Raw genomic sequence first — 14,916 nt, 5'->3', positions numbered from 1 at the left:
CATGTTTGATAAAAAGCCAAAATCATACACGGATCTCTTAGGTAAAACCAATAGGATAGTAGAGGGAACCACCATAAAAGGGGATATTATTTCTCAGGCTGATTTTAGATTGGATGGAGAATTAATTGGTAATTTTCAATCCAGCGGGAAAATAGTTATAGGACCAGCAGGAAGTGTTACCGGTGATATAGTTTGCAAAAATGCTGATATAGAAGGAAAGTTCAACGGTAAAATTCATGTCACCGAAATATTAAACGTGAAATCGAAAGCAAGTATTCATGGCGAAGTTTCAGTAGGGAAGCTATCGGTGGAGCCGGGTGCTGATTTTAGTGCTTCTTGTAGCATGAAGACCAATATAAAAAATCTAATGTCACACGATGGACAACAAACCCAAAAAACAAGCTAGTAAGTGGCTCGCGTTGATTAATATCCCGATTCAAATGGGAGCAATCATCTTTCTGTTTTCCTATCTGGGAAATTGGTTAGACGAAAATCATCCAAGTCCTAAGGTGTATTACAATAAAATTTTAGTGATGGTTGGCGTTGCGTTAGCGTTATATAATGTGATAAGACAAGTTAACGAAATCAATAAATCACAATAATTTTTTTAAATATAAAGATCAGTACGAATCAATAGTAGACCAAATAGGTTTGTGATAAAATAACTTTGCCCGCTAGTGCCTTCTTGGCAAAAACCAAATCTAATGAATTTAAAAAATTACAAACCGCTCTTAAACCTATTGTTACTCGCCGGATTAGCTTACATCCTTCACAAAGTTGTTTTTTATGCTTTTGACATAAATGACAAAGCTTTTCACTATTCGATAGAAACCCTTTATTTACTGTTTTTAGGCTTATCAATACTAGTCTTTATTGTTTTGTTGGAAGTCAAAGAGCGTAGTTTTGACAACATAGGTATGTCGTTTCTATTAAGTACAAGTGTTAAGATGATTTTTTGCTACTTGATTCTAAGGCCTTTATTACAGGTTTCAACCCAAAATAATACAATGGAGAGGAAGAATTTTTTTGCGATGTTTATTCTCTTTTTAGCAATTGAAACCGTTCTAACGATACGCATACTAAACGAAAAGCAATAAATATGATGTTTATGTATTAAATGCTTCAAAAAATAAATTTTTATATGCTTTTGAATATTAATAAAAAATGTACATTTGCACCAAATTTCAGAAACGTAATAAATTAAGATAATTAACTGTTATGGTGATTTCAAACAAACCACTTAGATTTATATTAGTAGCTTTAGTAGCATGTCTTCCATTAATTAGTTTTGCAAATCCTGAAGTGGATACTGTGAAAGTAAAAACAGAAGAAGCTCATGAGGTGTCAGAAGAAGCTCATGCTGAACCAACAGATGTAAAATCTAAAATTAAAGCATTTATAGGTCATCACGTTTTAGATTCCCATGACTTTACATTTTTTTCAGATGAAGTAGAAGGAAAACACTACGGTTTTTCTTTACCTGTAATTCTTTGGGACAATGGATTACACGTTTTTTCTTCAGCTAAATTTGAGCACGGTGAAGCTGTGGCAGAATCGAATGGAAATTTCTACAAAATAAACCACCACGACGGTAAAATATACAAAACGGACGCTTCAGGTACAATAACTGAAGACGAGAAAACAGGTTTCCCAACTAATGTTCGTCCTATAGATTTTTCTATAACAAAAACAGTTTTGTCTATAATGATTGCTTCATTATTAATGTTTTTAATATTTGCTGGTTTAGCAAAATCGTATGCTAAAAATAAAGGAATTGCTTCTGGAGTAGGAAGAATATTCGAACCGGTTGTTTTATATATCCGTGACGAAATCGCTATCCCAAACATTGGCGAAAAGCACTACAAGAAATACATGAGTTATTTATTGACTATATTTTTCTTCGTTTTATTCTTAAATATATTTGGTTTAATGCCATTTGGAATCAATGTAACCGGAAATTTAACCATTACATTTTCATTGGCAATCTTAACATTTTTGATCACTAACCTTACAGCCAACAAAAATTACTGGGGACACATTTTTTGGATGCCTGGTGTGCCTAAAGCAATGCGAATCGTTTTAGCGCCTATTGAACTGTTAGGGATTTTTATTAAACCTTTTTCATTGATGATACGTTTATATGCAAATATTTTTGCAGGACATATTGTATTGATGAGTATTATTGGTTTAATGTTTATCTTTAAAAGCTGGTTAGGAAGTAGTTTATCATTTGGATTGTCATTTGTACTTTCTATTCTTGAAATACTGGTAGCTTTTTTACAAGCGTATATTTTTACCATGTTATCTGCTTTGTACTTTGGTTCAGCGGTAGAGGAACATCATCATGAGGAAGCTCATTAATAAATTGAATGTTTAATTTTTAATATATATATTATGCAAATTCCAACTATTGTAGGAGCAGGGTTAATTGTTATCGGAGCAGGTTTAGGTATTGGTAGAATTGGTGGTTCAGCAATGGACGCTATTGCTCGTCAACCAGAAGCTTCAGGAAAAATCCAAACAGCAATGCTTATCGCAGCTGCACTTATTGAAGGTATTGGTTTCGCTGCGTTATTCGCATCTTAATTAAAACTCAAAAAACAATAGTTGCAACGGTTGGTTGTAACTATTGTTTTTAAAATTAAAACATTACAAATTGCTTTTTTATGAGCAATTAAAAAATCATAATTTAAAATTTATAATTATATATAATGGATAAGTTAATAAATCAGTTTGAGTTAGGTTTGTTCGTTTGGCAAGTATTAATATTTGTTGGATTAATATTCTTATTGAAAAAATTCGCTTGGAAACCAATTCTTGATGCAGTTAATGATAGAGAAGAAGGAATCAAAAATGCATTACTTTCTGCTGAAAACGCAAGAAAAGAAATGCAAAATCTTCAAGCTGACAATCAACGTATTTTACAAGAAGCAAGATTAGAGCGTGACAATATGCTTAAAGATGCTCGTGAAATGAAAGAGAAAATGGTTGCTGATGCTAAAAATGAAGCGCAAGTTCAAGGTCTGAAAATGATCGAACAAGCTAAATTAGCAATCGAAGGTGAAAAAAATGCAGCTATGGCTGAATTGAAATTACAAGTTTCTACTTTGTCATTGAGTATTGCAGAAAAATTATTGAAAGACGAATTGTCTAACAAGGAAGCTCAAACTAAATTAGTTGAGAAAATGTTAGGTGACGTAAAATTGAACTAATTATGGCAAGTACAAGAGCAGCAATTCGTTATGCAACAGCAATTTTAGATTTAGCAACCTCAAAAGGTGTTGCCGAAGTTGTGAATAACGATATGAAATTGATTGCTTCAACAATCAACGGAAACTTGGAATTAAGCACTTTTATTCAAAATCCAACGTTAAAAGTTGAGGTTAAAGAAAAAGCACTTTTAGAAGTTTTTGCTGGTATTGATGCAGTTACTAAAGGATTATTTCATTTGTTATTTGAAAACAAAAGATTCGAAATTCTTGAAGCAATTGCCGAAGAATACAGTAAATTATCTGATGTTATGAATGGTGTTGAAGTAGCGAAAGTTACAACAGCTGTTCCTATGGATGCAGCTTTAGAAGCTAAAGTTTTAGCTAAAATCGCAACACTTTCAGATAAAAAAATTACAATAGAAAATATAGTAGATGCTTCAATTATTGGAGGATTTATTCTAAGAATAGGTGACAAGCAATACAACGCTTCAGTAGCCAACAGATTACAAGTATTAAAAAGAGAGTTAAGTAATTAGTTTTATTGCACATTTAAGTGTCTAAATTATAAATTAAGATGGCGGAAATCAAACCTGCTGAAATTTCAGCAATATTAAGAAAGCAAGTAGAAGGTTTTGAATCTGGTGCTACACTAGAAGAAGTAGGAACTGTGCTTCAAGTTGGAGATGGTATTGCTCGTGTTTACGGGCTTTCGAATGTTCAATATGGAGAGTTAGTTGAATTTGACAATGGATTAGAAGCTATTGTTTTGAATCTTGAAGAAGACAATGTGGGTGTGGTCCTTTTAGGACCCTCTACAGGAATCAAAGAAGGTTCAATCGCAAAAAGAACACAACGTATTGCTTCTCTTAAAGTAGGAGAACAAATGGTAGGTCGTGTAGTAAACACACTTGGTTTTCCAATTGATGGAAAAGGACCAATCGGTGGAGATTTATACGAGATGCCTTTGGAAAGAAAAGCTCCTGGAGTTATCTTCCGTCAACCAGTTACTGAGCCATTACAAACAGGTATTAAAGCAGTAGATGCAATGATTCCAGTAGGTCGTGGACAACGTGAGCTAGTTATTGGTGACCGTCAAACAGGTAAATCAACTGTTTGTATCGATACCATCTTAAATCAAAAAGAATTTTATGATGCTGGGAAACCAGTATTTTGTATATATGTTGCCATTGGACAAAAAGCGTCAACTGTAGCAGGAATTGCTAAAATGTTAGAAGAAAAAGGCGCAATGGCATATACCATTATTGTTGCGGCTAATGCTTCTGATCCAGCTCCAATGCAAGTGTATGCTCCTTTCGCAGGTGCTGCGATTGGAGAATATTTTAGAGATTCAGGTCGTCCGGCTTTAATTGTTTATGATGATTTATCTAAACAAGCTGTTGCGTATCGTGAGGTTTCTCTTTTATTAAGAAGACCACCGGGACGTGAGGCATATCCTGGAGACGTTTTCTACCTTCACAGTAGATTATTAGAACGTGCTTGTAAAGTAATTGCAGATGATGGAATTGCTAAAAACATGAACGATTTACCAGATTCATTGAAATCAATTGTAAAAGGTGGTGGTTCATTGACTGCTTTACCAATTATTGAAACTCAGGCTGGTGACGTTTCTGCATACATCCCAACAAACGTAATTTCGATTACAGATGGTCAAATTTTCCTTGATGGAGATTTGTTTAACTCGGGGGTTCGTCCGGCAATTAACGTAGGTATTTCGGTATCTCGTGTTGGAGGAAATGCACAAATTAAATCAATGAAAAAAGTGGCTGGTACATTAAAACTGGATCAAGCACAATTCCGTGAATTGGAAGCGTTTGCTAAATTTGGTTCTGATCTTGATGCCGTTACTTTGAACGTAATTGAAAAAGGAAGAAGAAACGTTGAGATCTTGAAACAAGGTTTGAACGATCCTTATACTGTTGAAGATCAAGTTGCAATTATCTATGCTGGTTCTAAAAACTTATTGAGAAATGTTCCTGTGAATAAAGTAAGAGAATTTGAGAAAGATTTCTTGGATTTCTTGAACAACAAACACAGAGCGACTCTTGATGCTTTGAAAGCAGGAAAATTAACAGATGAAATTACAGATGTAATCGAAACTGTAGCAAAAGAATTATCAGCAAAATATAACTAAAAAAGTTTTAAATTTTAAGCAGTAAGGTTTTCTTTATTACTTACTACTTAACAATTACTACTTAATACTTACAAAACAATGGCAAATTTAAAGGAAATCCGTAATAGAATTACTTCCGTTTCATCTACGATGCAAATTACATCGGCAATGAAAATGGTTTCTGCAGCAAAGCTAAAGAAAGCACAAGATGCAATCACAGCAATGCGCCCTTATGCCGAAAAATTAACGGAATTATTGCAAAATCTTTCTGCTACACTGGAAGGTGATGCAGGTGGAGAGTTTACAACGCAACGTGAGATCAAAAAAGTGTTAGTGGTAGCCATAACTTCTAATAGAGGTTTATGTGGTGCTTTTAATACGAATGTGATTAAGGAAGCTAAAAGCCGAGCAGTATTTTATGCAGGAAAGCAAGTTGATATTTTTGCTATCGGTAAAAAAGGAAATGATGTTTTGAGTAAAACACTTTCGGTTGTTGAAAATCAAAGTACTGTTTTTGATGCATTGACTTTTGATAATGTTGCTAAAATTTCAGATATGTTGACTGAGAAATTCGTTTCAGGTGAATATGATAAAATTGAGTTGATTTACAATCAATTTAAAAATGCTGCGACACAAATCGTTCAAACAGAACAATTTTTGCCATTAGCACCAATAAAATCTGATCTTAGAGTTTCAACTGGTGATTATATATTTGAACCTTCAAAAGAAGAAATTGTGTTGACTTTGATTCCAAAATCATTGAAAACGCAATTGTATAAAGGGATTCGTGATTCATTTGCTTCAGAGCACGGAGCGCGTATGACAGCCATGCACAAAGCAACGGATAACGCAACTGAATTGAGAAATCAATTGAAATTGACTTATAATAAAGCACGTCAGGCTTCTATTACTAATGAGATCTTAGAGATTGTTGGTGGTGCGGAAGCATTGAATGGATAATAAATTATTGATTCAAAATATATTCTAAGAGCCAACCCTGTGTTGGCTCTTTTTTTGTTTAATTTTATAGTTTAAAACACAGTAGGAAGAATGCAATTAGAAATTAGAGAACTGACCACGTTAGACGAAATGCTTAGTAATATCGAAGTAATGCGATTTTTATATCCCACATTTACTTTAGAAAAATATGGAGCCTATCTGGTTGAGATGATTCCACATAATTACAAGCAAGTAGCCGTTTTTGAAAATGAAGTTTGTGTGGCTGTTTCAGGATTTTGGTCGGGAACAAAACTTTGGTCGGGAAAATACATCGAGATAGACAATTTTATTGTTCATCCCAAACATCGCTCTAAAGGTTTGGGGAAAATGATGACAGATTATATAGATGCAAAAGCCAAAGAGACGGGTTGTACCATGATTGTTTTGGATGCTTTTACGGGAAATTTTACTGCACATCGCTTTTATTACAACCAAGGATATGTCCCAAAAGGTTTTCATTTTCTTAAAATTTTAAACGAAGAAGGATTAAGTTAAATCCCAAAAAGATGAAACGATGTAAAAGAATGGTGCTCTTTTTTATACTGACAATCAGCTTAACTTTTTGTGCTATGAAACAAGAACTTCAAACGGAATTTCCAGAAGAAATCAAATCAGTTTATTTTCAGAAATGGATTGATGGACAGGAAGAAACCGGAAGCGGAACTGATTTTTATATTGAATTCAAAAAACGGCTTTCTAAGGAGATTAAGTTGGAGAAAATCTATTTTAGAAATCAGGAATCAAATTTTGAAAGAGTTGCTGGAAATACTTTTGTAGCACATTTTCACCAACAAAATAGCATTCCAGATTTAATCCTGAATAGTGATTCCTTAAAAGAATATGGGAACAAAGCCCCCGTTATCATAAAACCCAAATTCGATTTAAAACCTAACGAAGCAGTATTGGAATATAAGAAAATGGATCAAACCCTTTTTTTTAAAATAGTAAATCCCAAAGAAAAGCCAATGATTGCGTATCCATCGGTGAATAAACCAAAGAATTAGTTATTTTTGTTTTTATAAATATAAACAGATAAATCATTTTGGGATTATATAAAAGCCTTTTCAAACAAACAGCAATTTATGGACTAGCTACGGTTATACCTAGAATGTTCAGTTTTTTACTAGTTCCACTTTACACTGATTTATTGCCAAAAGCCGAGTATGGAAAAGTCTCCATAATTTTCGCTTGGATGATTTTTTTCAATGTTATTCTTGCTTACGGAATGGAAACCGCTTTTTTTAGGTTTTATAATAATGAAATAAACAAGAAGTCCGTTGTAGAGACTACTATGGTTTCGATTTTTTGGACCTCCATTTCTTTTCTATTTGTTGGGCTTTTATATCGAAATACCTTGTCTCAATGGTCAGGGATAGATGCGCAATACATCACCTATACCATTTGGATTTTAGCATTGGATGCTTTAGTGATTATTCCGTTTTCAAAATTGAGAGCTTACCAAAAACCGATGGTTTATGCTGCAATCAAAATTGGAAATGTTTTAATTAATCTTTCTTTAAGCATTTTCTTTTTACTCTTTTTACCCAAAATTGCGGAATCCCATCCAAATGGATTTTTAGGTTCTTTGTATGTTGAAAATTTCCAGATTGGCTATATCTTTTTAGCCAATATTATTGCCAGTTTATTGACATTTGTAGTGTTGTCACCAGATTACATCTTGCTTAAATGGAAGTTTGATGCTGCTCTTTGGAAACGAATGATGCGTTACGGATTGCCTATAATGATCGCCGGAATTGCATTTGCCATCAACGAGCAATTTGATAAAATTCTATTAGGGAAATTATTACCGGTAAATATTGCCGAAGCTGAGGTTGGAGTGTATTCCGCTTGTTATAAATTAGGGTTATTCATGGTTTTGTATAGAACGGCTTATACTTTAGGAATTGAACCATTTTTTTTCAGCCATGCTTCTAATGCTAATGCACCGCAAACGTATGCCACAGTTACTAAATATTTTGTCATTTTTGGCTCTTTTATCTTATTGGGAGTAATCGTTTTTGCCGATGTTTTAAAACAGCTTATGATTCGGGATACTTCCTATTGGGAAGCCATGAAAGTCGTTCCGCTGATTATTCTAGCCAATTTTTTCCTCGGAATTTACACGAATCTTTCCGTTTGGTACAAACTCATCGACAAAACCTATATTGGGGCTTATATCTCCATTGTTGGCGCAATTGTGACATTAGCGTTAAATTACCTGCTTATCCCAACGATGAGTTATTATGGATCAGCAATCGCAACAATAGCTGCTTATGGAAGTATGATGTTTATCTCCTATTATTTAGGGAATAAATACTACCCAATACCGTATGATGCAAAAAAAATAGGTGGATATCTTGGTCTTTCAATAGGATTTTCGGCCATTTCATTTTATGGTTTTAGAGAAAATTATTTTGTTGGAATTCCATTACTACTCGCATTCATGTATTTCATATATTACAACGAAAAAGAAATGTTAACCCGAATTTTGAACCGAAAAAATAACTAAAGTTATGTCAGGTACATTTTCTCAAATTTATATACAGATAGTTTTTGCGGTAAAAGGCAGACAATCTTTAATTAACAATAGTTGGGAAGAAGAACTATATAAGTACATCACAGGTATTGTTCAAAATAAAGGGCAAAAAATGTTAGCTATAAATGGAATGCCGGATCACATCCATATATTTATAGGAATGAAACCTTCGTGTTGCTTATCTGATTTAGTTAGAGAGGTAAAAAAATCTTCAAATGAATTTATAAAGGATAAGAAATTTTGTTCTAGAATTTTTAGTTGGCAAGAAGGTTACGGGGCATTTTCATATAGTCATTCTGCATTAGACAATGTTATTGCCTATATTATGGATCAAAAGGAACATCATCATGTAAAAACTTTCGAGGAAGAATATTTAAACATGTTGAAAATTTTTGAAATAGAATTCAAAGATGAATATTTGTTTGAATGGATTCAGGATGAATAATTTTTAGTGTAAAAAGATATCATATTAGACCCCAACGGGGTCAAATGTTTATAAAAATTAATGCGTTACATGGGTTCGACCCCGAAGGGGTCGTACAATCTCGGAAATCATGTTTTCTATAAACATGAAATCCCTTCGGGATTAGGAATCAATAGCAACATCATCAAGGGAAAACTTTCAAGGAAGAATATTTAAAGATGTTGAAAATTTTTGAAATAGAATTCAAAGATGAATATTTGTTTTAATAGATTGAGAATGAATATTTTTCGTGAAAAAAGATATCATATTAGACCCCAACGGGGTCAAATATTTATAGAAATAAATGCGTTACACGGGTTCGACCCCGAAGGGGTCGTACAATCTTTAAAAATCATGTTTTCTATAAACATAAAATCCCTTCGGGATGAGGAAACAAAATAATATAAAAATAAAAAAATGAACATAAAAATTATCAATAAATCGCAACATGCTTTGCCAAACTATGAAACCATAGCTTCGGCAGGAATGGATTTAAGAGCAAACCTAACAGAATCAATAACCCTAAAACCATTGGAAAGAGCCATTGTAAAAACAGGTCTTTTCATAGAATTACCAATAGGGTACGAAGCACAGGTTCGCCCAAGAAGTGGTTTGGCTGCCAAAAAAGGAATCACCGTTCTCAATTCTCCTGGAACAGTTGATGCGGATTATCGAGGAGAAATAGGAGTGATTTTAGTAAATTTATCGAATGAAGCTTTTGTGGTCGAAAATGGGGAACGCATCGCTCAACTCATCATCGCACAACACGAACGTGCGGAGTGGATAGAAGTTCAGGAATTAAGCAAAACTTCAAGAGGCGAAGGCGGTTTTGGAAGTACAGGAGTGAAGTAATAATCAGTGTTCAGTCGCAGTTAGCAGTTGTGAAACGAGATGATATTTCGCAACAAATTTCAAATAAAAAGCCGTTTAATCTGTGGCCAAATAATATAAAAAGACCTTCGTTAACTTTGCAGATAACCCTGCAAACTTCGCGGTTAAAAAAAATTGAATTAATAAGAGGATGGATTGCTTCGTTCCTCGCAATGATAAAACAAATGAAAATAATAGTACCAATGGCTGGGCGAGGTTCCAGATTAAGACCACACACATTAACCATTCCTAAACCATTAATTCCTATTGCTGGCAAACCTATTGTACACCGTTTGGTAGAAGATATTGCAGCTGTTTTGAATCAAGATATTGAAGAAATTGCCTTTATTATTCATGAAAGTTTTGGAGCAAAAGTGGAAGAGGATTTAATCGAAATCGCTCAGAAGTTAGGTGCCAAAGGAACTATTTATTATCAAAACGAGGCGCTTGGAACTGGTCATGCCATTATGTGCGCTAAAGATTCTTTGAGCGGACCAGCTGTTATCGCTTATGCCGATACTTTAATTCGTGCCGATTTCGATTTAGATCAAAATGCGGACAGTGTTATTTGGGTAAAACAAGTAGATCATCCGGAAGCTTTTGGGGTGATAAACCTAAACGATGCGAATGAAATAGTAGAACTGGTGGAGAAACCCAAGGAGTTTGTTTCGGATCTTGCGGTTATTGGAATTTACTATTTTAAAGATGTTGCCGTTTTAAAAAATGAACTTCAATTAGTATTAGATAATAATATTATTCACGGTGGAGAATATCAAATTAACGATGGAATAAAGCAAATGATGGCAAAAGGCATGGTATTTGTTCCCGGTAAAGTAGCCGAGTGGATGGATTGTGGAAACAAAGATGTTACTGTGGAAACGAATTCCAGAATGTTAGGATTCCTGCACAACGATGGAATACATTTAGTAGACTTTGATGTTAAGTTAGAAAATTCAACCATCATTCCGCCTTGTTATATTGGTGAAGATGTGGTTTTGATTAATGCAACCGTGGGGCCTAATGTGTCATTAGGAAAAGGATGTCATGTGTCAAACAGTACTATAAAAAACAGTTTGGTACAAACCCATTCCCATATTAAAAATGCAAATCTGGATAATGCCATGATAGGGAATCATGCCAGTTTTGACGGTAATTTTACAAGCATCAGTATTGGGGATTATTCGGTATTGGAATAATTGAATCCAAAGTAATGAAATATACGGCAAGAAACATTCGATGAAAAAAGGAGCTTTCATAATTCTGTTTTTGGTTTTGCAATGCAATTCAACTATGCTATTGGCGCAAACCGAACCGGAAGAAATTAAGCAGGAAAAAGATCAGTTTCAGGAATTTTTTTATGAAGCGTTGCTTCAAAAGGGGATTGAGAATTATGACAAAGCAATTAAAGTTTTGGAACAATGTGTAAAACTTCAACCCAATAATGCCACGGTCTATTTCGAATTAGGAAAAAATTATCTGGCATCAAAGGATTATGGAAATGCATACAGTTCATTTGAACACGCCACACAAATTGATTCAAAAAACAGATGGTTTTGGGTGGGAATGTATGATGTGAGTTATGAAACCAGCAATTATAATCAAGCGCTGATTGCCATCAATAAATTAATACCATTTGATGAGAAGTATAAAGAGGATTTAACATCGCTTTATATGGGAACTAAGCAATTTGACAAAGCGCTTGATCTCATCAATGAATTGAATGCCACTTTTGGAAAATCGGAAAGAAGGGAATTATATAAAATGCAGATTTTATCGGAAGGGAAATTTCAAGATGTTGAAGAGTCTAATTTAATAGCACAAATTGATAAAAACCCAAAAGAAGAATCCAACTATATCGCGTTGATTAATTTGTATTCCAAGAATAATGAAACACAGAAGGCATTTGAAATAACCAAAAAGTTAGCGGCTGCAATTCCAAATTCTGAATGGGCGCAAGTGAGTTTGTTTAAAGTTTATTTGGATAATAATGAAGCTCCAAAAGCTATAAATGCGATGAATATTTCTTTGGCCAGCGCCAAAATAGATTCAAAGATAAAACACAGAATGCTGAATGAGTTTTTGATTTTTGTGGATAAAAATCCTCAATATTCCTCGGATTTAGAAAAAGCAATTGCCTATTTCGATAGTGATGCTACAGTTGATGTTGCCAAAGAAATTGGAAAATATTATCATAGTAAAAAGCAATGGGATAAAGCCATTACGTTTTATGAACGTGCTTTAAAGAATGGTTCTGCTGAAGATATCGAAACGAATTTGCTTTTGCTTCAAGCGTATGCCGAAGTAAAGCAGTTTGATTTGGTTGCCAAAAAAGCCATGACAATGATTGAAACATTTCCTACGCAACCGCAGTTTTATTATTATTCGGGTTTAGCGAACAATCAATTGGGGCAATTTAAAAAAGCCAAAGACATTCTGGAAATGGGATTGGATTATCTAGTCAACGACATAACATTAGAAACAAATTTCAATATCCAGCTTGGAGAGGCATATAACGGTTTGGGAGATTTCAAGAAAAAAGAAGTGTATTTCTCCAAAGCCAACGAATTATTAAAACAAAAAAAACAATGAAAAAAATTTCAATATTACTAGTACTTACAGTCTTTATGGCTTCGTGTAAATCGAAAGCTATTGTGGCCGAGGCTAGTATAAAATCAAACTATTTGACTGCTGATAAAATAATAGAAAATCATTACAACAATAAAAACAATTTTTCTACATTATATATTAAGTCCAACGCAAGATATGCTGATGAGAAACAAACTCAAAATGTTACTGCCGAAATAAAAATAAAGAAAGACCAACAAATCTTGATTAGTATTCGGTTTTTGGGAATTACTATGGCAAAAGCATTGATTACGCAAACTGCAGTAAACTATTATGAAAAAATAAATGGCAGTTATTTTGAAGGGGATTTCAGAGGATTGAGTCAATGGCTGGGAACTGATTTAGATTTTAATAAGATCCAAAATATGTTATTGGGCGATGCAATTGATGATTTGAATAAAGGAAAATATACCGAGTCATTGGTGGAACAAACCTATAGATTGGATGATGTTTCGAATAACAATACGAAAAAATCTTTCTTTTTTGATACGGAGAAGTTTTTGGTCAAAAGACAGGAAATAAAACAAACTGCTGAAGATAGAATGATTCAAGTAGCTTATTCAGATAACAAGGTGTACAATGAAGCGACATTGCCTTCAAATGTTTCTATAAATACGTTTCAAAAGAAAGGTAAAACGGAAATTAATTTAGATTATAACACAATAACATTCAATGAGGAACTTTCTTTTCCTTATAGTGTTCCAAATGGGTACAAAAGAATTATAATTAAGTAAATTTGCAAAAAATATTTTTTTAATATGCCAAAATTTCTCCTAAGCCTAATTTTTATAAGCATGACTTCATTACTATGGAGCCAGGAAACACAACAAGAAAAATTAGAAGAACGAAAAGCCCAGATTCAAAAAGAAATTCGCGAAAATGAAAAGCTATTACAAACCGTAAAGAAAAAAGAAAAAACGGCTGTAAATGTAATTGTTATTCAAAGCAATAAAATAAAGCTTAAAGAAAAACTGATCAATACTACTGAAAAGCAAACTAAGCTTTTGGGTAATGATATGTATATTAATCAGGTGAAAATTAATAAACTCAAAAAAGAACTGGTAATCCTAAAGGAAGATTACGCTGAGATGATTGTAAAGTCTTATAAAAGTCGTTCTGAGGAAAGTAGAGCGATGTTCTTATTGTCTTCCGAGAATTTCTTGCAAGCTTATAAAAGGGCACAGTATATGAAGCAGTATACGAATTACAGAAAAATGCAAGGCGAAGAAATAAAGACGAAAACAGGGGAACTTGTCAATTATAATGGAAAGCTGAATGTACAAAAAACGGCGAAACAAAAACTTATTGCTGAAAATGAAAAAGAGCGTTTGTCATTAGAAAAAGAAAGACAAGAGCAAGAAAAATTAGTCAAATCCATTAAGAAAGATAAAAGTAAGATTCTTGCCGAAATCAAGAAAAAACAACAAGAGTCGAGACAAATCGATAAACAAATTGACCGATTAATTCGTCAAGCAATTGCTGAGGCAAATAGAAAAGCGGCAATGGAAAGGGCTATGGAAAAAGCAAAAGCAGAATCAAAAGCAGATGCAAAAACAGAAACAAAAGCCGAAATAAAAACACGAGCTAAAGAAATTGCAGCTACGTCTTCAGTATCTTCATCAAAAATTGAACTAACCGCAGAAACCAAATTAATTGCTGATAACTTTAGAGCCAATAGAGGGAAATTGCCATGGCCGGTAGAAAAAGGATTTGTGTCATTGGGATATGGAGATCAGGCACATCCTGTTTATAAAACCTTAGTTATTCATAATAGTGGAGTGGAGATTACAACTGATGCTGGGTCTAGTGCAAGAGCCGTTTTTGGAGGGGAAGTAACCAGTGTAATTGTTTTATCACCTATAAATAAAGCGGTAATGATACAACACGGGGATTTCTTTACGGTTTATCAGAATTTAAGTTCTGTGTTTGTCAACAAAGGGGATAAAGTAAGCACTAAACAAAGCCTTGGGAAAGTAAGAACCAATAGCGAAGGTAAAACGATAATTAAATTTTTAATTCTTCAAAACACTACGTATAACAATCCACAAAGTTGGTTGTTTAATATGTAATGATGGATTGG

The 14,916-nt window shown here is 33.7% G+C and carries 17 protein-coding genes; all 17 read left to right on the top strand.

From position 1 onward, the window contains the following. Position 1 precedes the first annotated feature (1 nt). The 17 genes from ACM55I_RS05640 to ACM55I_RS05560 all read left to right on the top strand — a co-directional run bounded on the left by ACM55I_RS05640 (position 2) and on the right by ACM55I_RS05560 (position 14,905). Positions 2 to 406, top strand: a complete 405-nt coding sequence (locus tag ACM55I_RS05640; RefSeq protein WP_416845782.1) for a bactofilin family protein — start codon at positions 2 to 4, stop codon at positions 404 to 406. Further along, positions 378 to 602 (top strand): AtpZ/AtpI family protein, encoded by a 225-nt coding sequence (locus ACM55I_RS05635; protein ID WP_416845781.1) that lies wholly within the window; start codon positions 378 to 380, stop codon positions 600 to 602. Before ACM55I_RS05640 ends, ACM55I_RS05635 begins: the two co-directional genes overlap by 29 nt. Positions 603 to 1,218: 616 nt before the next feature. After that, a complete protein-coding gene (gene atpB, locus ACM55I_RS05630; protein WP_416845780.1) occupies positions 1,219 to 2,361 on the top strand; it encodes a F0F1 ATP synthase subunit A in 1,143 nt (380 codons plus the stop codon). A gap of 33 nt (positions 2,362 to 2,394) precedes the next feature. Beyond that, entirely contained in the window at positions 2,395 to 2,586 is a 192-nt protein-coding gene (gene atpE / locus ACM55I_RS05625; RefSeq protein ID WP_007136870.1) for an ATP synthase F0 subunit C, read from the top strand. Between the two features lie 125 nt (positions 2,587 to 2,711). Beyond that, entirely contained in the window at positions 2,712 to 3,212 is a 501-nt protein-coding gene (locus tag ACM55I_RS05620; RefSeq protein ID WP_416845779.1) for a F0F1 ATP synthase subunit B, read from the top strand. 2 nt (positions 3,213 to 3,214) lie between these two features. After that, positions 3,215 to 3,748, top strand: a complete 534-nt coding sequence (gene atpH, locus ACM55I_RS05615; protein WP_379852594.1) for an ATP synthase F1 subunit delta — start codon at positions 3,215 to 3,217, stop codon at positions 3,746 to 3,748. 38 nt (positions 3,749 to 3,786) lie between these two features. Next, positions 3,787 to 5,364, top strand: coding sequence for a F0F1 ATP synthase subunit alpha (gene atpA, locus ACM55I_RS05610; RefSeq protein WP_416845778.1), 1,578 nt, complete (start codon positions 3,787 to 3,789; stop codon positions 5,362 to 5,364). A 78-nt stretch (positions 5,365 to 5,442) separates the two neighbouring features. Beyond that, positions 5,443 to 6,303, top strand: coding sequence for an ATP synthase F1 subunit gamma (gene atpG / locus ACM55I_RS05605; protein WP_416845777.1), 861 nt, complete (start codon positions 5,443 to 5,445; stop codon positions 6,301 to 6,303). Between the two features lie 90 nt (positions 6,304 to 6,393). Continuing rightward, complete coding sequence (locus ACM55I_RS05600; protein ID WP_416845776.1) at positions 6,394 to 6,837, top strand: GNAT family N-acetyltransferase; 444 nt, start codon at positions 6,394 to 6,396, stop codon at positions 6,835 to 6,837. A gap of 74 nt (positions 6,838 to 6,911) precedes the next feature. Next, positions 6,912 to 7,346: a hypothetical protein gene (locus ACM55I_RS05595; protein ID WP_416845775.1), complete on the top strand. Its 435-nt coding sequence runs from the start codon at positions 6,912 to 6,914 to the stop codon at positions 7,344 to 7,346. 38 nt (positions 7,347 to 7,384) lie between these two features. Further along, positions 7,385 to 8,851: a lipopolysaccharide biosynthesis protein gene (locus tag ACM55I_RS05590; RefSeq protein ID WP_416845774.1), complete on the top strand. Its 1,467-nt coding sequence runs from the start codon at positions 7,385 to 7,387 to the stop codon at positions 8,849 to 8,851. Positions 8,852 to 8,855: 4 nt separating this feature from the next. Beyond that, positions 8,856 to 9,323, top strand: coding sequence for an IS200/IS605 family transposase (gene tnpA, locus ACM55I_RS05585; protein WP_416845773.1), 468 nt, complete (start codon positions 8,856 to 8,858; stop codon positions 9,321 to 9,323). Between the two features lie 435 nt (positions 9,324 to 9,758). After that, entirely contained in the window at positions 9,759 to 10,193 is a 435-nt protein-coding gene (dut, locus tag ACM55I_RS05580; protein WP_416845772.1) for a dUTP diphosphatase, read from the top strand. Positions 10,194 to 10,396: 203 nt separating this feature from the next. Next, the gene (locus ACM55I_RS05575) at positions 10,397 to 11,407 is read left to right on the top strand and encodes a sugar phosphate nucleotidyltransferase (protein ID WP_416845771.1); all 1,011 of its coding nucleotides are present in this window, start codon (positions 10,397 to 10,399) and stop codon (positions 11,405 to 11,407) included. Positions 11,408 to 11,447: 40 nt separating this feature from the next. Beyond that, positions 11,448 to 12,800: a tetratricopeptide repeat protein gene (locus tag ACM55I_RS05570; protein ID WP_416845770.1), complete on the top strand. Its 1,353-nt coding sequence runs from the start codon at positions 11,448 to 11,450 to the stop codon at positions 12,798 to 12,800. Continuing rightward, positions 12,797 to 13,570, top strand: coding sequence for a lipoprotein insertase outer membrane protein LolB1 (gene lolB1 / locus ACM55I_RS05565; RefSeq protein ID WP_416845769.1), 774 nt, complete (start codon positions 12,797 to 12,799; stop codon positions 13,568 to 13,570). Before ACM55I_RS05570 ends, lolB1 begins: the two co-directional genes overlap by 4 nt. A 60-nt stretch (positions 13,571 to 13,630) precedes the next feature. Next, the gene (locus tag ACM55I_RS05560; RefSeq protein ID WP_416845768.1) at positions 13,631 to 14,905 is read left to right on the top strand and encodes a murein hydrolase activator EnvC family protein; all 1,275 of its coding nucleotides are present in this window, start codon (positions 13,631 to 13,633) and stop codon (positions 14,903 to 14,905) included. Positions 14,906 to 14,916: the final 11 nt, after the last annotated feature.

Source organism: Flavobacterium algoris, from assembly GCF_048158525.1.
In the GTDB taxonomy this organism is placed as follows: domain Bacteria; phylum Bacteroidota; class Bacteroidia; order Flavobacteriales; family Flavobacteriaceae; genus Flavobacterium; species Flavobacterium algoris.
The sequence above is the reverse complement of the archived record's forward strand: the minus strand, read 5'-3'. Positions and strand labels throughout refer to the sequence as shown.